Genomic DNA, 15,951 nt, shown 5'->3' with positions numbered 1-15,951 from the left:
TCAGGCCTGCTCGGCGTCCGCGGCCGGGGCCTCGGCCTGCTCGGCGTCGGCGGCGATGGCCTCCGGCTTCGCGTCGGCGGCGGCGTCCTTCTCGGTCTCGACGGAGGACTGGACCTCGGCGTCGGCCTTCTTGTCGCCTTCGAGCAGGTCACGCTCCCACTCGGCGAGGGGCTCGCCGGCGGCCTTCTCGCCCGGCTTCGAGTCGCCGGTGGCGGCGCCGGAGCGGGCGATGAGGCCCTCGGCGACGGCGTCGGCGATCACGCGGGTGAGCAGGGTGACGGAGCGGATCGCGTCGTCGTTGCCCGGAATCTTGTAGTCGACCTCGTCGGGGTCGCAGTTGGTGTCGAGGATCGCGACGACCGGGATGTGGAGCTTGCGCGCCTCACCGACGGCGATGTGCTCCTTCTTGGTGTCGACGACCCAGACGGCGCTCGGCACCTTCTGCATCTCGCGGATACCACCGAGGGTCTTCTCCAGCTTGGCCTTCTCACGGGAGAGGACCAGGAGCTCCTTCTTGGTGAGGCCGGAGGCGGCCACGTCCTCGAAGTCGATGAGCTCCAGCTCCTTCAGGCGCTGGAGGCGCTTGTAGACGGTGGAGAAGTTGGTGAGCATGCCACCGAGCCAGCGCTGGTTGACGTACGGCATGCCGACGCGCGTCGCCTGCTCGGCGATGGCCTCCTGGGCCTGCTTCTTCGTACCCACGAACATGATGGAGCCGCCGTGCGCGACGGTCTCCTTGACGAACTCGTAGGCGCGGTCGATGTACGACAGCGACTGGAGCAGGTCGATGATGTAGATGCCGTTGCGCTCGGTGAAGATGAAGCGCTTCATCTTCGGGTTCCAGCGACGGGTCTGGTGACCGAAGTGGACGCCGCTCTCCAGCAGCTCCCGCATCGTGACGACGGCCATGGCCGTACTCCTTGATTTTCTCGGTTGCCGCGGCAGCAGGATTGCTGTCGCGCCTGACGCCCCGGCGCGCCGTGCCGCAAGGGACCGAGGGGCGCGGCCACCTCCGCTGAACGGGTGGTGGCGGGGCGTGCGAAGTCGACCCGGTGACCCGGGTCGCCTGAAGAAGTGTACGGGACCGTCCGGGTCCCGGGTGACGGCGCTGTCCACAACCGGCCGGTAGTCCACAGATCCGGCTCATGATCCCCACGCGGGCGGGGTCCGGGGGACGGTGGCGCCATGCGAATCACAAGCGAACGGGCGCGGTGGTGGCTGCCCTGGGCCGTCCTGCTCGCCGTGCTGACGGCGTGGGGCGGATGGCCGGGCGCGGCCGTGGCGGCGGGCGGCGGGGCGCGGGTCTGGCCGCTGGCGGGGCGTCCTTCGGTCGTACGGGGATGGGAGCCGCCCGCCGGTCCTTACGGGCCGGGCCACCGGGGCGTGGACCTGGCCGCCGCCCCGGGCACCGAGGTACTGGCGGCCGCCGCGGGCCGGGTCTCGTTCGCGGGGCCGGTCGCCGGGCGCGGGGTGGTCTCCGTCGAGCTCGCGGGGACGGGCGACCCGCCGCTGCGGACGACGTACGAGCCGGTGCGCCCGCTGGTCGCGGAGGGCGACGAGGTCACGGCGGGCCAGGCGGTGGCCGTGCTGGCGGCGGGGCCGTCCCACTGCGCGGCGGGCTGCCTGCACTGGGGGCTGCGCCGGGGCGCCGCGTATCTGGACCCGCTGTCGCTGCTGCCGCCGTCACTGCTGCGGCACGGCCCTTCGCGCCTGCTGCCGGTGTACGGGGTGCCTCTGCCGGAGCTGCCGGGGGCGGGGGCGCCGGCCGTGCAGGGGGCCGCCGGGCCGGGCCTGCTGGTGGTGCTCGGGGTGCCGTGGTGGGGACGGTGCGGCCGGCGCGGTGGGGGCGGGCGCGGTGCGGCCCGGCCCGGCCCGGGCGCGGCCGGGTCAGCCTCGGGGGCCGGGGCCCCGGACACCGTCGAGGATCATGGCCACGGCGGTGTCGGCGATGATCCCGGGCTCCTCCGCGACGGTCAGCTCGATGCGCCGGACGGCGGCGTCCACGGAGCCCTGGAGCAGCATGGCCGCGAGGCGGGGCTCCGTGTGGCCGAGGTTGCCGAGCGCCTCCACGATCATGGCGATGAGCCCGCCGTGCGCGGCCCGGATCTTCTCGCGGGCGCCCGCGTCCAGTTCGCTGGCGGAGATCGCGACCACGGCCCGGTGGCGCCGGTCCCCGACCAGGTCGAGCTGGCGCCGGACGTACGCCTCGATCTTCTCCTCGGGCGTCCCCGCCCGCTCCATCGCGCTCTCCACCTCGGCCGCCCAGACGGGGAAGTCGACGGCGCAGAGCTCCTCCACGACGGCGGCGCGGGAGCGGAAGTACTCGTAGACGGAGGACCGGGCGAGGCCCGTGCGTTCGGCGAGGGCGGGGAAGGTCAGCGCTTCCGTACCCCCTTCGGACAGCAGGGAGCGCGCTGCGTCCAGGAGGGCGCCGCGCTGCATGGTCCGGTGCTCGGCCACGGAGGCCGCTCGAATCCTGGGCACGACTCCACTCTACGGCGACCGCGGCCGGGAGGTATGCGCACGGGCCGAGGTGACCGGTCCGGGTGCCCGGCGCACCGGCTCAGCGCCCGGCGTCCGCCAGCTTCGCGCGGAGCTGGAGCACCGATTTGGTGTGGATCTGGCTGACCCGGCTCTCGGTGACCCCGAGGACGTTGCCGATCTCGGCGAGGGTCAGGCCCTCGTAGTAGTAGAGCGTGACGACCGTCTTCTCGCGGTCCGGGAGGGTGTTGATCGCCCGGGCGAGCAGCCGTCTCAGCTCCCGGTCCTCCGCCACCTCGACCGGATCGTCGGCGGCGGTGTCCTCCAGGGTGTCCATCAGGCTCAGCCGGTCGCCGCCCTCGCCGCCCACATGCAGCAGCTCTTCCAGCGCGACCACGTTGGCCAGGGACAACTGGCTGAAGACGGCGTGCAGTTCGTCCAGCGTGACGCCCATCTCCGCCGCCACCTCCGCCTCGGAGGGGGTGCGGCGGAGCTGCGCCTCCAGGGTCGCGTAGGCGCGTTCGACGGCGCGTGCCTTCTGCCGCACGGAGCGCGGGATCCAGTCCAGCGCCCGGAGTTCGTCGATCATCGCGCCCCGGATGCGGGTGATCGCGTACGTCTCGAACTTGATGGCCCGTTCGACGTCGAACTTCTCGATCGCGTCGATCAGCCCGAACACCCCGGACGAGACGAAGTCCGCCTGCTCGACGTTGGACGGCAGGCCCACGCTCACCCGCCCGGCGACGTACTTGACCAGGGGCGAGTAGTGCAGGATCAGCTGCTCCCGCAGCCGTTCGTCGCCGGTCGTCTTGTACGAGCGCCACAACTCGTCGAGCGAGGACGGGGCGGGAGGGCGCACAGTGCCACGCGCAGCCGGTGGTACTGCCGCGCGGTCAGACCCGGAGGTGTGAGGGGGCATGTGGTGCCTTGAGCCGTTCTGCCGTGAAGTACTGGGACTTGTCTCTGGGGCGGAATCCTTGTGAGCGTAGCGTGACTGGCTTGTCGCGGTGCGCGCAGGATAGAGGATGGAGACCGGGCGCCCACCGGCCCCGGAGTCACCGCCGAAGCGTCCGCCGAGGTCATCGGCATCACCTTTTCACCCGAATGCCCCAGGTCAAGAACCGCCTCGCCGCGCGTCGTCCCGGCAAGTCGGCCTCCGCGTCAACCTCCATCCCCCACCCACGCGTTCGACGTATCCCAGTGAGAGCAGTTCGTACAGCTTGCCGAGGGCTTCGTCGGCGCTGGTCCCCGCGCCCCGCGCCACCTCCCGGGCATCGACGGCGGCGCGCGCCGGCAGCGCGTCCAGCACCCGCCCGGCGACGGCGTCCAGCAGGTCCCGGGCCAGCACCGGACCGCTCCTGGACGGGGCCAGGTCCCCGATGTCGCCCACCAGCTCGGCCACTTCGGCGGCGTCCGTCACCAGCACGCCCTCCCCGCGCAGGAGTTCGTGGACACCGGCCGACAGACCGCTGGTCGCCGGCCCCGGCACCCCCATGGTGAAGCGCCCCAGCCGCTGGGCGACCCGCGCCGTCACCAGCGAACCGCTGCGGTACTCCGCCTCCACGACCACCGTCCCCCGCGTCAACGCGGCGATCACCCTGTTCCGCAGGACGAACCGGCTGCGCGTCGGGTGCTCGGACGGCGGCAGCTCCCCGATGACGAGCCCCTGTCCGGCCACCCGCCCGATCAGCTCGGCGTGGCCCGGCGGATAGACCACGTCCACCCCGCAGGCCAGCACCGCCATCGTGGCCCCGCCCGCCGCCAGCGCACCCCGGTGCGCCGCGCCGTCCACCCCGGACGCGGCGCCCGAGACCACCACCCAGCCGCGCTCCGCGAGCCCCGCGCCCAGCGTCGTCGCCATGTGGGCCCCGTACGGGGTGCAGGCGCGGGCGCCGACCACGGCGACCGAGCGCAGCGCCCAGAGCCGCAGATCGGGCCCGCCCCGCACCCACAGCCCGGTCGGCCGTGCGTCGCCCAGGTCGTCCAGCTGCGTCGGCCACTCGCGGTCGCCCGGGCAGACGAAGCGTCCGCCGACCGCGGCGACGGCGGCCAGATCCCGCTCGGGGTCGGCCCGGGCGGCCCGCAGCCGGTAGCCCGCGAGCCGCCGCACGGTCATGCCGCGCAGCCGCTCCGCCTCCCCGGCCGGGTCCGTGATGCGCCGCCACAGCCCGACCGCGCCGCACTCCCGCAGCCACCGCCCGCCCCGCTCGTCGCCGGGCTCCAGCACCCGGGTCAACGCCGCCCGCGCCAGCCGCTCGGCCGCACCGGCGACCGCCCCCGGGCCACCCACACTTCCGGCCACCGCCGGGCCCGCACGGTCAGCACCTCTGCCGACCGCCGGACCCGCACGATCCGCACTCCTGCCGACCGCCGGACCCGCGCGATCCGCGCCCCCGCCCGATGCCAGGCCCGCGCCCCCGGTCAGGTCCGCCCCGTCTCCCCCACCCCCCGTCACAGCGCCCCCGCCCCCAGCGGCACCCCGCGCAGGATGCCGCTGCGCAGTTCCAGGGCGGCGGCCACGTCCGACGCGTCCGGGCGGGGCGCGCCGCGCAGGTCCGCGACCGTCCATGCCACCCTCAGCACCCGGTCCAGGCCGCGGGCCGTGAGCAGGCCGCGTTCCATGTCCCGTTCGGCCGCCATCAGTGCGCCCGGGACCGCGGCCAGGCGGGTGCGCAGCTCGTGGCCCGGCACCTCGCTGTTGGTCGTCCAGGGGGTGCCGGCCAGCCGCTCGGCCGCGCGCTCCCGGGCCTCCCGCACCCGGGCGGCGACGGTCTCCGTGGACTCGCCCCGGGCGCCCCGGCCCATCAGGTCCTCCCGGGTGACCGGTTCGACGGTCACCCTGAGGTCCACCCGGTCGAGGAGCGGCCCGGAGAGCCTGGCCTGATACCGCCGCACCGCCGACGGCGAGCACTCGCAGCCCTCACCGCTCAGGGTGTGCCGCCCGCAGGGGCACGGGTTGGCGGCGAGCACCATCAGGAACCGGGCCGGCAGCCGCACCACCCCGGCGCTGCGGGCCACCACGACATGCCCGGACTCCAGGGGCTGGCGCAGCGCGTCCAGTGTCTTCACGGAGAACTCGGGCGCCTCGTCCAGAAAGAGGATTCCGCGATGGGCGAGCGAGACGGCCCCCGGCCTGGGCAGTCCGTTGCCCCCGCCGACCAGCGACTGCATGGTCGCCGAGTGGTGCGGCGCGCAGTACGGCGGCCGGGCGATCAGGGGCTCGCCCGGGGGCAGGATGCCGGCCACCGAGTGGACGGCGGTCACTTCGAGGGACTCCTGCCGGGTCAGCGGCGGCAGGATCGCGGACATGCGCTCGGCCAGCATGGTCTTGCCCGCGCCCGGCGGACCGGTCAGCAGCAGATGGTGGCCGCCGGCCGCGGCGACCTCCAGGGCCTTGCGCGGCCGCTCCTGGCCCGCCACGTCCGCCAGGTCCGGCCGGGCGCCGTCCCCGGCCGCCGGGCCCCTGGCGAGGCCGGTGCCCAGTCCGGCGCCGGGCACCATCAGCCCGGCGAGCATCGGATCGGGGCGGCCCTCCTCCTCGGACCGCTGTTCGTCCGGCACCGGTTCGTCGCACAGCACCGCGATCAGCTGCCGCAGGCTGCGCACCCCGAGCACGGAGACGCCGGGGACGAGGGCCGCCTCGCCCGCGGTCTGTTCCGGGACGACCACCTGGCGGTAGCCGGCGTCGGCCGCCGCCAGGACCGCGGGGAGCACACCCCGTACCGGGCGGACCCGGCCGTCGAGCCCCAGCTCCCCGATCATCACCACATCGGCGATCGACTCGGGGTCGATCCGCTCCGCCGCGCCCAGGACCGCGCAGGCCACGGCCAGGTCGAAGCCCGAGCCGCCCTTGGGCACCGAGGCCGGGGAGAGCCCCACGGTGAGCTTCTTCTGCGGCCACTCCGCCCCGGAGTTGACCACGGCCGCCCTGACCCGGTCCCTGCTCTCCGTCAGGCTCTTGTCGGGCAGCCCCACCAGCGTGAACGCCGCCACACCGGCCTCCAGGTCCGCCTGGACCTCCACCACCACGCCCTCGACGCCCACCAGGGCGACCGAGCAGGCACGTGCGAACCCCATCTCAGGCCACCCCCCGCGCGTGCTCGGCCAGGGGCGCGCCGCGCTCGGGCAGCACCACCCCGACCAGGTCGATGCGCACCCCGCCCGGCGGCGGGCCGCCGTGCCGCTCCAGCCAGAGCGCGGCCAGCCGGCGCAGCCGCTCGGCCTTCGCCGGGGTGACCGCGGCCATCGGGTGCTCGTACGCACCCGATCTGCGGGTCTTCACCTCGCAGATGACGAGCGCGTCCCCGTCCATCGCGACGATGTCGATCTCACCGGCGCGACAGCGCCAGTTCCGTTCCAGTACGGACATGCCGGCGTCGGCCAGCAGCCGCGCCGCCAGGTCCTCGCCGTACCGCCCGAGAGCCCCCCGTGCGTTCATATCGGCACCACCTCCGGCACCGACTCTGACGCGTCCGCCCTACTTCAGTGGATCTTGGTGGACAAGCGGGCGATTGTGGATAACTCAGCCACCCGGAAGTTCGAGATCGCTCTTGTTGAGCTCCTCGATGTTGACGTCCTTGAACGTGAGCACCCGTACCTGCTTCACGAACCGGGCGGGCCGGTACATGTCCCAGACCCAGGCGTCCGCCATGGACACCTCGAAGAACACCTCGCCCTGGACCGAGTGCACCTGCATCTCGTAGTCGTTGGTGAGGTAGAAGCGCCGTTCGGTCTCGATCACGAATTTGAACAGACCGACGACATCGCGGTACTCCCGGTAGAGCTTCAGCTCCATCTCGGTCTCGTACTTCTCGAGGTCCTCGGCGCTCATTGGCATGTTCCCCTTCAGCCGTGCGTTTCCCCATTGTGCGCCGGGCTCCGGCGCCCCGGCCGCTCAGCCGCTTCCGGGGGCCAGGTCCACCGGCGTACGCGGAGGGCCCTCTTCGAGCAGCCTCCGGAGCAGGTCGGCGAGCCCGGTGGGGTACACCGTCTCACGCGCCGCCGACAGTTCGGCGGAGGTCCACCACCTCAGGTCCGTGACACTGCGGCGTTCCAGCCATGTGTGGCCGCTGGTGTCCGTGGCGGTCTGTGCCGTACGGGCCAGGAAGTACCACTCGTCCTGGTCCCATCGCCGGCCGTCGAAGGTGAAGGAGCATCGGCGGCGCCAGAGCACCGGGCCCAGTTCGGCCTCGGTGATCCCGGTCTCCTCGGCCAGCTCGCGCAGCGCGGCCTGCTCGTGGTTCTCGTCGCCCTCCAGACCACCGCCCGGGGTGAACCACCAGGTGCTGGCCGGGTCCTCCGGTTCAAAGCCGTGCATCAGCAGAATCCGGTCCTCCGGATCGAGGAGCACCAGACGGGCGACCCTGCGCACCTCAGCGGACACCGGCGGCCGCCTCCCTCTTCGCGCTCCGCTTCGGCCTGGCGGACCGGGCCGCGAGCGGGCCGTACGCCGCCCCGCCCAGGATGAGCACGATGCCCACCACCATCGAGGTCAGCTGAAGCCTGAGCGGCCCGGCCGACGAGACACCGCCCGGCAGCGCGGCGAACGCCTCGGGCCGGTCGGTCATGGAGCCCAGCGGCCAGGCGATGGCGTCGACCCTGGACTCCACGGCGTCCCGGGGCACCGAGCCGTGCATGGCGTCCTCCAGATGGACCCGGGAGTCCAGCGAGACCGTGCGGTCGTCACCCAGCAGGAAGAGCTGGCCCTTGGGGACCTCGGCGGTGAAGTCCTGGGCCGAGGCACGGTCGGACGACCGCAGATACGGTTCGTCAATGGGTATGCCGTTGACCGTGAGGCGGCCGTCCTTGCCGCAGCAGGCGACCTTGTCGCCGCCGACGCCGACGACCCGCTTCACCATGGGGGTGTCGCCCCAATCCGGGTCCTTGAACACCACGATGTCACCGCGCCGGACCTCGCTGCCGTCCACGCGCTGCGCCAGGACCTTGTCGCCCGCGTCGACCGTCGGCGACATCGACCCGGTGGGCACCGTGTAGGGCAGGTAGACGAACGCCCCCCAGACGAAGCCGCCGAGGAAGAGCAGGCAGCCGAGGGCCACCGCCGCCCCGGACAGCCTGCTGCCGAGCCGGCCGCGGCCGTCGTCCGTACGACCTGTTGCACCCATACCGGCGTCCCCCATCGGAGATCGACAATCGCTGATCCGCGTGGGCACCCTACCCGGCAGTACGCCCGGCGGTCAGCCTCCGCCGGCGCCGCAGCACGAACGGGACCGCGCCCGCGAGCCCCAGGACGCCCGGTGCGGCACCGGCCGCGGCGCTGATCCCGGGCTGGTCGAAGGTGTCCGGGACGGACAGCACGGACCAGCGGTTCACCGGCCACGCGACGACCACGGCCCGGCCCACGACCTGGCTCACCGGCACGAAGCCCTTGTTCACGTCGTCGGTGTGGTAGCGGGAGTCCGCCGAGTCCTGGCGGTGGTCGCCCATCACCCAGATCTTGCCGTCCGGCACCTTGAACGGCCCGAAGGGCATGTCGTCGCAGGCGCTGTTGCCCTCGAAGATGAAGGACTTGTCGTCCAGCGCCTTGCCGTTGACCTGGACCGGGCCGCCCTTCTTGCACTCCACCGTGTCACCGGCGACCGCGATCGTCCGCTTGATCAGGTCCTTCTCCTCGGCGGACGGCATCAGCCCGACGAAGCTCAGGAACTTCTGCGCGGCGTTGGGCTTCGGGGTCGGCTCGCCGTCCAGCCAGCCGTCCGGGTCGTGGAAGACGACGACCTCGCCGCGCTCCGGCTCCGAACCGAACCACGGCGTCAGCTTGTCCACCAGGACCCGGTCACCCCGCTGCAACGTGTTCTGCATCGAATCCGACGGAATCGAGAACGCCTGCACCAGAAACGTCTTGATCAACAGCGCCAGGACCAGCGCGATGCCGATGAGGAGCGGCAGCTCCTTCCAGAACGGCCGGGAATTCTTCTTCTTGCCGGCCGCCGGCTCGCTCGGAGAGGACTCGCCGGAAGAAGACTCAGCGGCCGAGGGCTCCACGGTGGACGGCTCGGTGGCGGAAGGCTCCGCGGACCCCGCCTGTTCGGACTGTGCTCCGTCTGCCAGATCGCTCACGCGTCGTTCCTCACTGTGCCGGCGGTCGTGGTCCGGCGCCGCCTGCGCCAGAGCACCAGGGGCACCGCTCCCGCGAGGCCGATCACCCCGGGGGCCGCCGCGGCGGCGGCGTTGATGCCGGGCTGGTCGAAGGTCTTCGGGACCGGCAGGGTCGCCCAGCGGCCGACCGGCCACGCGATCACGATGGCCCGGCCGACCACCTCGTCGTTGGAGACGGTGCCGTTGCCCGGCAGGTTCTGGTGGTAGCGCGAGTCCAGGGAGTTCTGCCGGTGGTCGCCCATGACCCAGATCCGGCCCTTGGGCACCTTGATCGGCCCGAACGGCTCGTCGTCGCAGGCGCTGTTGCCCTCGAAGATGAAGGACTTGTCGTCCAGCGCCTTGCCGTTGACCTGGACCGGGCCGCCCTTCTTGCACTCCACCGTGTCACCGCCGATCGCGATGACCCGCTTGATCAGGTCCTTCTCCTCGGCCGAGGGCATGAGGCCGATGAAACTCAGGAACTTCTGCACCGCGTTCGGCTCGGGGGCCTGGCTGTCCTCCAGCCAGCCGCCCGGGTCGTGGAAGACGACGACCTCGCCGCGCTCCGGCTCCGAACCGAACCACGGCGTCAGCTTGTCCACCAGGACCCGGTCACCCCGCTGCAACGTGTTCTGCATCGAATCCGACGGAATCGAGAACGCCTGCACCAGAAACGTCTTGATCAACAGCGCCAGGACGAGGGCGACGCCGATGAGGAGCGGCAGCTCCTTCCAGAACGGGCGGGGATTCTTCTTCCGGGCCGTGCTGCCCCCGGACGCGCCGCCGTCATCGTCCGTCCCGCTCACCGTCGTCCCGTCCTCCGCCTCCGCGGCGGGCTCGGAATGTGCCGGACGGCCCGGCCGGTCCTCGGGTTCGTCGTGTCCGGATCGTGCGCCGACCGCCAAATCCCCCACATCCACTCCTTACTCCGTGCCACCGCCCGCGTCCTAGCCGACGCAGGCCCACCACTCCCATAACGAGCGGGAGTTCCGCAGGGGTCGGGAGCCGGATCGATCCGCCTGGATCACTGGACACACTATTCGACGGCTCCGAGGCCGCCTCCGTACCGGCGCGCGCGTCCGGGACCGAGGCGAACGCCGAGCGCTGCTCCAGTCCTGACCAGTGCCCGAAGGGCCAGACGATCCATTTGGCCCGTCCCACGACCGCGTCCTCGGAGATCGTGCCGTCCGCCGTCCTGTCCATGTGGAAGCGGGAATCGGCGGAATTGGAGCGGTGGTCGCCCATGACGAAGAGGCGGCCAGCCGGAACCTTTACCTCGAATTTGATGGTGGAGGGTGAATCCCCGGGATAGACGTACGGTTCATCGACCGCCACTCCGTTGACGAGGAGCCTCCCGTCCGGCGCGCAGCACTTCACGGTGTCGCCGCCCACGGCCACGACCCGCTTGATCAGATCCTGCTCGTCGTCCGAGGGCAGCAGCCCGACGAAGGTGAGCACCTGCTTCACCTGCTTGACGACGACGGGTGACTCGCCGGGGCTCTCCTGGTTCGGCGGCGGCCAGTCCGAGGGGTTGCGGAACACCACGACGTCGCCGCGCTGCGGCTTCGAGCCGAACCAGGGCGTCAGCTTGTCCACGAGCACCCGGTCACCGATCCGGATGGTCTGCTCCATCGACCCGGACGGGATCACGAACGCCTGTACGAGGAAGGTCTTGAGAACGAGCGCGATCAGCAGCGCCACCATGATCAGCAGCGGGATCTCCCGTATCGCCGATCTGCGGCGCTTGCGCTTCACCTTGCGGGCCAGCTTGCGCCGCTCGGCCCGGGTGGGCAGGGAGCGCGCCTCGCCGTCCGACGCCGGGGCACCGTGGCGCCCGTGGCTACCCATGCGACGCGCCGGGCGCCGGTACGGAGTCGAAGGCGGCGGTCCCCGGCAGCGAGCCGACCCGGCCCAGCGGCCAGCCGAGCCAGTCGACCCGCCCGATCACCCGGTCCACCGGCACCATGCCGCCGCCCGGCTCCCCCAGGTGGTCGCGGGAGTCCCGGGAGCGGGAGCGGTGGTCGCCCATCATCCACAGGGTGCCCTCCGGCACCACGATGTCGAAGGGCACCTTCGAGGGCGCGTCCCCGGGGAAGAGGTAGTCCTCGTCCAGCGGCCGGCCGTTCACCTCGATCCGGCCCGTCGCGTCGCAGCAGACCACCCGGTCGCCCCCCACGCCCACCACCCGCTTCACGAAGTCGGTCTCGGCGGGCTCGGCGAGCCCGAGGGACGCCGCCGCCCCGTGCAGCAGCGCGCCGACCGGGTTCTGCTCCGCCCCCTCGCGTACGAACGAGCCGGTGCCGTCGAAGACCACCACGTCACCGCGGCGGGGGACGGCACCGAAGCGGTACGCCAGTTTATTGACGAGCACCCGGTCGCCCACCCGGAGCGTCTGCTCCATCGAGCCGCTGGGGATCAGGAACGGCTGCACCACGAAGGTGCTGAAGAGGAACACGAACACGGCGCAGACCGCGCCGAGCCCGAGCGTGCCCCGCCAGGACAGCCGCCAGGACCTCGGTCCGGTGAGCCGGGCACGGACACGCGAAGAGCGCGACCCCTCCCCCGGACCCGGATCGGGTGCGGCGGAGAGGTCGCGCTCCTGGAGTTCTGCGTGCGTGTCCATCGGGGCCAGAGCTTAACCGGACACCCTGTGGACCAGGCAGTCAGCTCAGCGGTCGCGCTTCTCCTTGATCTTCGCGGCCTTGCCGCGCAGCTCACGGAGGAAGTACAGCTTGGCGCGACGGACGTCACCGCGGGTCACGAGCTCGATCTTCTCGAAGATCGGGCTGTGCACCGGGAAGGTGCGCTCGACGCCGACGCTGAAGGAGACCTTGCGGACCGTGAAGGTCTCGCTGACGCCCGCGCCCTGGCGGCGGATGACGACACCCTTGAACTGCTGGACACGGGAGCGGTTGCCCTCGATCACGCGGACGTGAACGTTGACCGTGTCACCCGGGCGGAAGGCCGGGACGTCGGTACGCAGCGACGCGGCATTGACGTCGTCGAGCAGGGAAGCCATGTTGTCTGCTTTCTTCGCCGATGCCACAGGTCATCGACGGGAGAGTGATGAATGCTAGGGGCCGGTGCGTCGGACGGGCGTCGTGTCCCCCTGTGGCAGGGGCGCACGCCGGACGGACGGCAGCGGCCTATTCTTCCACGTCCGAGGGCCTGCGCCAAAATCGGCCACCCGGCTCCGGGGACCAGCCGAGGATGGACAGCATCTCCCGGTCCTTCTTGTCGAAGCCGGACGCCTCGCACCGCTCGATCAGATCGGGCCTGTTGGCGGCCGTACGGCGCAGCGCCTCGTCCCGCCGCCAGCGCGCGATCCGCCCGTGGTGGCCGCTGAGCAGCACATCGGGGATACCCCGGCCGCGCCACTCGGGCGGCTTGGTGTAGACGGGCCCCTCCAGCAGATTGGCCATCGCGCCGGGGGCGAAGGAGTCGTCCTGGTGGGAGGCCGCGTTGCCGAGGACGCCGGGCAGCAGCCGGGCCACCGCCTCGGTGATCACCAGCACCGCGGCTTCCCCGCCTGCCAGCACGTAATCCCCGATGGACACCTCGACCACCCGCATCCGGGTGGCGTACTCCTCGGTCACCCGCCGGTCGATGCCCTCGTAGCGGGCCGGGGTGAAGACCAGCCAGGGGCACGCGGACAGCTCGACGGCGAGCTCCTGTGTGAACGGCCGTCCGCTCGGCGTGGGCACCACGAGGACCGGGGAGTGCGCGCCGGCCTCGTAACCGTCCGCGAGGGCCTCGTCCAGGGCCTCGCCCCACGGCTCGGTCTTCATGACCATGCCGGGGCCGCCTCCGTACGGGGTGTCGTCCACGGTGTTGTGGCGGTCGTACGTCCAGTCGCGCAGGTCGTGCACATGGACGTCGAGGCGGCCGGACGTACGGGCCTTGCCGACCAGGGAGACGTTCAGCGGTTCCAGGTACTCGGGAAAGATCGTGACGACGTCGAGCCGCATCAGGCGTCCTCGGCCTTCGCCGCTGAACCCTCGGTCCCGTCCTCGGACTCCGCGTCGCGCGCGGACGCCACGACCGCCTCGCTCGCGTCGATCAGGCCGGGCGGCGGGGTGATCACCGCACGCTGCTCGTCCAGATCGATCTCGGTGACGATCTCCTCCACGAACGGGATCATCACCTCGCTGCCGTCCGGCCGCTCCACGATGAAAAGGTCCTGCGAGGGCAGGTGCGTGATCTCGGTGATCCGGCCGACCTCGGTACCGTCGGCGAGGACCACGTCCAGGTCCATCAGCTGGTGGTCGTAGAACTCCTCGGGGTCCTCCGGGAGCTCCGCCGGGTCGACGTCGGCGATCAGCAGGGTGTTGCGCAGCGCCTCGGCGGCCGTACGGTCCTTCACGCCCGCGAAGCGCAGCAGCAGCCTGCCGCTGTGCACCCGGCCGGTCTCGATCGTCAGCGGGCCCGTCGTGGCGGGGTCGGTGGCCAGGACGGCGCCGGGCGCGAGCCTCAGCTCCGGCTCGTCCGTGCGCACCTCAACGGTGACCTCGCCCTTGATGCCGTGGGCGCGGCCGATCCGCGCGACTACCAACTGCACCTTGTGTCTCTCCTGTCGTACGACGACGGGCCGGGGCGGGCGCTTGGCCCTCCCCGGCCCGTGCCGGTGTTCAACTCTGTCAGCGAACCTGGTCCACATCGACGAGGTCGACGCGGATGCCACGGCCGCCGATGGCGCCCACGACGGTACGCAGCGCGCGTGCGGTGCGGCCGTTGCGGCCGATCACCTTGCCGAGGTCGTCGGGGTGGACCCGGACCTCAAGCACGCGGCCACGGCGCAGGTTGCGCGAGGCGACCTGCACATCGTCGGGGTTGTCGACAATGCCTTTCACGAGGTGCTCGAGAGCCTCCTCGAGCATGCTCAGGCCTCGGTCGACTCGGCGGAGGCGGCAGCAGCCTCGTCCGCCTTCTTGTCGGCCTTCTTCGCCTTCGGCGTGATGGCCTCGCCCTTCGACTCCTCACCATCGCTGGAGAGGGCGTCGAACAGGGCGCGCTTGTCGGCCTTGGGCTCCGGCTGAAGCAGCGGGGCCGGGGCCGGGAGGCCCTTGTGCGCCTGCCAGTCGCCGGTGAGCTTCAGGATCGCGAGGACCGGCTCGGTCGGCTGGGCGCCGACGGACAGCCAGTACTGCGCACGCTCCGAGTTGACCTCGATGCGCGACGGGTTCTGCACCGGGTGGTACAGGCCGATCTCCTCGATGGCCCGGCCGTCACGGCGGGTACGGGAGTCGGCGACGACGATGCGGTAGTGAGGCGAACGGATCTTGCCCAGACGCTTCAGCTTGATCTTGACTGCCACGGAAGTGGTGTCTCCTGGTCTATGACGTGGTTGGGCACAACGAAGATGCCACGTGGGGTTGCGGTACTCGGGTGCCCGATGGACGCGTCAGCCGGAGGAGAGAGGGGTCCTGTGCGACTGTCGAGTACAGCTAGCCATTGTGCCACACCCCATCGGCTCACCCCACCGCGACCGCGGTCTCCGGGATCCGGAACGGCTTTCCGCAGCCGCCGCAGACGATCGGCGCCTGGGCGAGGACCGAGGGGACCACGCGCACATTGCGGCCGCAGTCGCAGACGGCCTTGACCCGCACGCCCCCTCCGGAGGAGCCGTGCCGGGCGGCCGGGCCGCGGAAGGAGCGCTTGGTGTCGGCGGCGGTGGCCACGGTGTGCGCCTTGAGGGCGCGCTGTAGCCGTTCCGTCGTCGGCCGGTAGCGGCGCTTGGCCTCGGGGTTGAGCGTGACCAGCGAGAAGCCGCTGCTGGGATGGGGCTCCTCGGCATGATCGAGGCCCAGCTCCTCGGCGATCGCCAGGAATCGTCGGTTGTGATAGCGGCCGGCGCGCGAGGTGTCCCGGACACCTCTGGCGGCGGCGATGCCGTGGACTGCCTCGTGGAGCAGTCGCTCGAAGGAGAGCTCGGCGCCACAGGCGGACGAGGACTCTCCGATCAGGGACTCGGGTGCGGCGAGATCGGGCAGCTCGGGGTGGTACCGCTGAATGTCGGCCCACGCCTGCGCCAGCTCTGCGGCAAGTACAGGTGGTGTCGTGCTCACGTCGTGACCAACGAGCGCGGGGCCCTCGGTGTTCCGATTCCGGGCCATCCCAAATATTTTGCACGTACCAGTCGGTTGACCCTTGATGCGTCGCGACGAGGGCGGGTGCGCTGATCTGCGGAGAAGCCTCACAGCTCGCACCAAGCCGGTACGTAGCGGCGCGTACGCCTGCGCGCACGGACGCGGTACGCGCCCCCTCCGGGACGGACGGCAGGGGGCGAGGGTACCCGCACCGCCGTGATGTGCCCGACGTGCCCCCACCGGCGTGTCGGGTGAGACTGGGATCCCGGGTGCGCCGGTGCCGGCGTGC

At 71.9% G+C, this 15,951-nt stretch carries 19 protein-coding genes and 1 pseudogene; 1 reads left to right on the top strand and 19 read right to left on the bottom strand.

Annotated features, from left to right (window positions below):
* Window positions 1-909: a 30S ribosomal protein S2 gene (gene rpsB, locus OG338_RS22810; RefSeq protein ID WP_405939083.1), complete on the bottom strand. Its 909-nt coding sequence runs from the start codon at window positions 907-909 to the stop codon at window positions 1-3.
* 381 nt (window positions 910-1,290) lie between these two features.
* Between rpsB and OG338_RS22805 the strand changes: the two are divergent.
* Window positions 1,291-1,740: pseudogene (locus OG338_RS22805) on the top strand (murein hydrolase activator EnvC family protein); the annotation flags it as partial.
* Window positions 1,741-1,887: 147 nt separating this feature from the next.
* Here OG338_RS22805 and OG338_RS22800 read toward each other — a convergent pair.
* The 18 genes from OG338_RS22800 to OG338_RS22715 form a co-directional block, all read right to left on the bottom strand.
* Window positions 1,888-2,460 carry a TetR/AcrR family transcriptional regulator gene (locus OG338_RS22800; protein ID WP_405940503.1) on the bottom strand — a complete coding sequence of 191 codons (573 nt, stop codon included), beginning with the start codon at window positions 2,458-2,460 and terminating at the stop codon, window positions 1,888-1,890.
* Window positions 2,461-2,563: 103 nt separating this feature from the next.
* Window positions 2,564-3,400 carry an RNA polymerase sigma factor WhiG gene (gene whiG, locus OG338_RS22795; RefSeq protein ID WP_365685622.1) on the bottom strand — a complete coding sequence of 279 codons (837 nt, stop codon included), beginning with the start codon at window positions 3,398-3,400 and terminating at the stop codon, window positions 2,564-2,566.
* A gap of 195 nt (window positions 3,401-3,595) precedes the next feature.
* Window positions 3,596-4,771 (bottom strand): DNA-processing protein DprA, encoded by a 1,176-nt coding sequence (gene dprA / locus OG338_RS22790; RefSeq protein WP_405939082.1) that lies wholly within the window; start codon window positions 4,769-4,771, stop codon window positions 3,596-3,598.
* A 161-nt stretch (window positions 4,772-4,932) separates the two neighbouring features.
* Window positions 4,933-6,558 carry a YifB family Mg chelatase-like AAA ATPase gene (locus tag OG338_RS22785; protein WP_405939081.1) on the bottom strand — a complete coding sequence of 542 codons (1,626 nt, stop codon included), beginning with the start codon at window positions 6,556-6,558 and terminating at the stop codon, window positions 4,933-4,935.
* 1 nt (window position 6,559) lies between these two features.
* Window positions 6,560-6,919 carry a YraN family protein gene (locus OG338_RS22780; protein WP_018102379.1) on the bottom strand — a complete coding sequence of 120 codons (360 nt, stop codon included), beginning with the start codon at window positions 6,917-6,919 and terminating at the stop codon, window positions 6,560-6,562.
* An 84-nt stretch (window positions 6,920-7,003) separates the two neighbouring features.
* A complete protein-coding gene (locus tag OG338_RS22775; protein ID WP_043444228.1) occupies window positions 7,004-7,312 on the bottom strand; it encodes a DUF2469 domain-containing protein in 309 nt (102 codons plus the stop codon).
* 63 nt (window positions 7,313-7,375) lie between these two features.
* A complete protein-coding gene (locus OG338_RS22770) occupies window positions 7,376-7,864 on the bottom strand; it encodes an NUDIX hydrolase (protein WP_405939080.1) in 489 nt (162 codons plus the stop codon).
* A complete protein-coding gene (gene lepB, locus OG338_RS22765) occupies window positions 7,854-8,603 on the bottom strand; it encodes a signal peptidase I (RefSeq protein ID WP_405939079.1) in 750 nt (249 codons plus the stop codon). Before lepB (OG338_RS22765) ends, OG338_RS22770 begins: the two co-directional genes overlap by 11 nt.
* Window positions 8,604-8,652: 49 nt before the next feature.
* A complete protein-coding gene (lepB, locus tag OG338_RS22760) occupies window positions 8,653-9,558 on the bottom strand; it encodes a signal peptidase I (RefSeq protein ID WP_405939078.1) in 906 nt (301 codons plus the stop codon).
* Entirely contained in the window at window positions 9,555-10,481 is a 927-nt protein-coding gene (gene lepB, locus OG338_RS22755; RefSeq protein WP_405940502.1) for a signal peptidase I, read from the bottom strand. The genes lepB (OG338_RS22760) and lepB (OG338_RS22755) overlap by 4 nt, the downstream gene beginning before the upstream one ends.
* Window positions 10,363-11,424 carry a signal peptidase I gene (gene lepB, locus OG338_RS22750; RefSeq protein ID WP_405939077.1) on the bottom strand — a complete coding sequence of 354 codons (1,062 nt, stop codon included), beginning with the start codon at window positions 11,422-11,424 and terminating at the stop codon, window positions 10,363-10,365. The genes lepB (OG338_RS22755) and lepB (OG338_RS22750) overlap by 119 nt, the downstream gene beginning before the upstream one ends.
* The gene (gene lepB / locus OG338_RS22745; protein WP_405939076.1) at window positions 11,417-12,199 is read right to left on the bottom strand and encodes a signal peptidase I; all 783 of its coding nucleotides are present in this window, start codon (window positions 12,197-12,199) and stop codon (window positions 11,417-11,419) included. Before lepB (OG338_RS22745) ends, lepB (OG338_RS22750) begins: the two co-directional genes overlap by 8 nt.
* Window positions 12,200-12,244: 45 nt before the next feature.
* Complete coding sequence (gene rplS, locus OG338_RS22740; RefSeq protein ID WP_018102387.1) at window positions 12,245-12,595, bottom strand: 50S ribosomal protein L19; 351 nt, start codon at window positions 12,593-12,595, stop codon at window positions 12,245-12,247.
* A 127-nt stretch (window positions 12,596-12,722) separates the two neighbouring features.
* A complete protein-coding gene (gene trmD / locus OG338_RS22735) occupies window positions 12,723-13,544 on the bottom strand; it encodes a tRNA (guanosine(37)-N1)-methyltransferase TrmD (protein WP_405939075.1) in 822 nt (273 codons plus the stop codon).
* Window positions 13,544-14,134: a ribosome maturation factor RimM gene (gene rimM, locus OG338_RS22730; protein ID WP_405939074.1), complete on the bottom strand. Its 591-nt coding sequence runs from the start codon at window positions 14,132-14,134 to the stop codon at window positions 13,544-13,546. The genes trmD and rimM overlap by 1 nt, the downstream gene beginning before the upstream one ends.
* Before the next feature lie 79 nt (window positions 14,135-14,213).
* On the bottom strand, window positions 14,214-14,453 hold the full coding sequence (locus OG338_RS22725; RefSeq protein WP_005311361.1) for an RNA-binding protein: 240 nt from the start codon (window positions 14,451-14,453) through the stop codon (window positions 14,214-14,216).
* Window positions 14,454-14,455: 2 nt separating this feature from the next.
* Entirely contained in the window at window positions 14,456-14,890 is a 435-nt protein-coding gene (gene rpsP, locus OG338_RS22720) for a 30S ribosomal protein S16 (protein WP_405939073.1), read from the bottom strand.
* 157 nt (window positions 14,891-15,047) lie between these two features.
* Window positions 15,048-15,641: a hypothetical protein gene (locus OG338_RS22715; protein WP_018521397.1), complete on the bottom strand. Its 594-nt coding sequence runs from the start codon at window positions 15,639-15,641 to the stop codon at window positions 15,048-15,050.
* Window positions 15,642-15,951: the final 310 nt, after the last annotated feature.

Source organism: Streptomyces sp. NBC_00726, assembly GCF_045161735.1.
Taxonomy (GTDB): domain Bacteria; phylum Actinomycetota; class Actinomycetes; order Streptomycetales; family Streptomycetaceae; genus Streptomyces.
The sequence above is the reverse complement of the archived record's forward strand: the minus strand, read 5'-3'. Positions and strand labels throughout refer to the sequence as shown.

What these genes read in the sequence shown, in the direction of transcription:
- OG338_RS22775 (WP_043444228.1), bottom strand. Translation starts at nt 7,312, where the DNA reads ATGAGCGCCGAGGACCTCGAGAAGTACGAGACCGAGATGGAGCTGAAG.
- whiG (WP_365685622.1), bottom strand. Translation starts at nt 3,400, where the DNA reads ATGCCCCCTCACACCTCCGGGTCTGACCGCGCGGCAGTACCACCGGCT.
- lepB (WP_405939076.1), bottom strand. Translation starts at nt 12,199, where the DNA reads ATGGACACGCACGCAGAACTCCAGGAGCGCGACCTCTCCGCCGCACCC.
- rplS (WP_018102387.1), bottom strand. Translation starts at nt 12,595, where the DNA reads ATGGCTTCCCTGCTCGACGACGTCAATGCCGCGTCGCTGCGTACCGAC.
- trmD (WP_405939075.1), bottom strand. Translation starts at nt 13,544, where the DNA reads ATGCGGCTCGACGTCGTCACGATCTTTCCCGAGTACCTGGAACCGCTG.
- lepB (WP_405939079.1), bottom strand. Translation starts at nt 8,603, where the DNA reads ATGGGTGCAACAGGTCGTACGGACGACGGCCGCGGCCGGCTCGGCAGC.
- lepB (WP_405939077.1), bottom strand. Translation starts at nt 11,424, where the DNA reads ATGGGTAGCCACGGGCGCCACGGTGCCCCGGCGTCGGACGGCGAGGCG.
- OG338_RS22780 (WP_018102379.1), bottom strand. Translation starts at nt 6,919, where the DNA reads ATGAACGCACGGGGGGCTCTCGGGCGGTACGGCGAGGACCTGGCGGCG.
- rpsB (WP_405939083.1), bottom strand. Translation starts at nt 909, where the DNA reads ATGGCCGTCGTCACGATGCGGGAGCTGCTGGAGAGCGGCGTCCACTTC.
- OG338_RS22785 (WP_405939081.1), bottom strand. Translation starts at nt 6,558, where the DNA reads ATGGGGTTCGCACGTGCCTGCTCGGTCGCCCTGGTGGGCGTCGAGGGC.
- OG338_RS22725 (WP_005311361.1), bottom strand. Translation starts at nt 14,453, where the DNA reads ATGCTCGAGGAGGCTCTCGAGCACCTCGTGAAAGGCATTGTCGACAAC.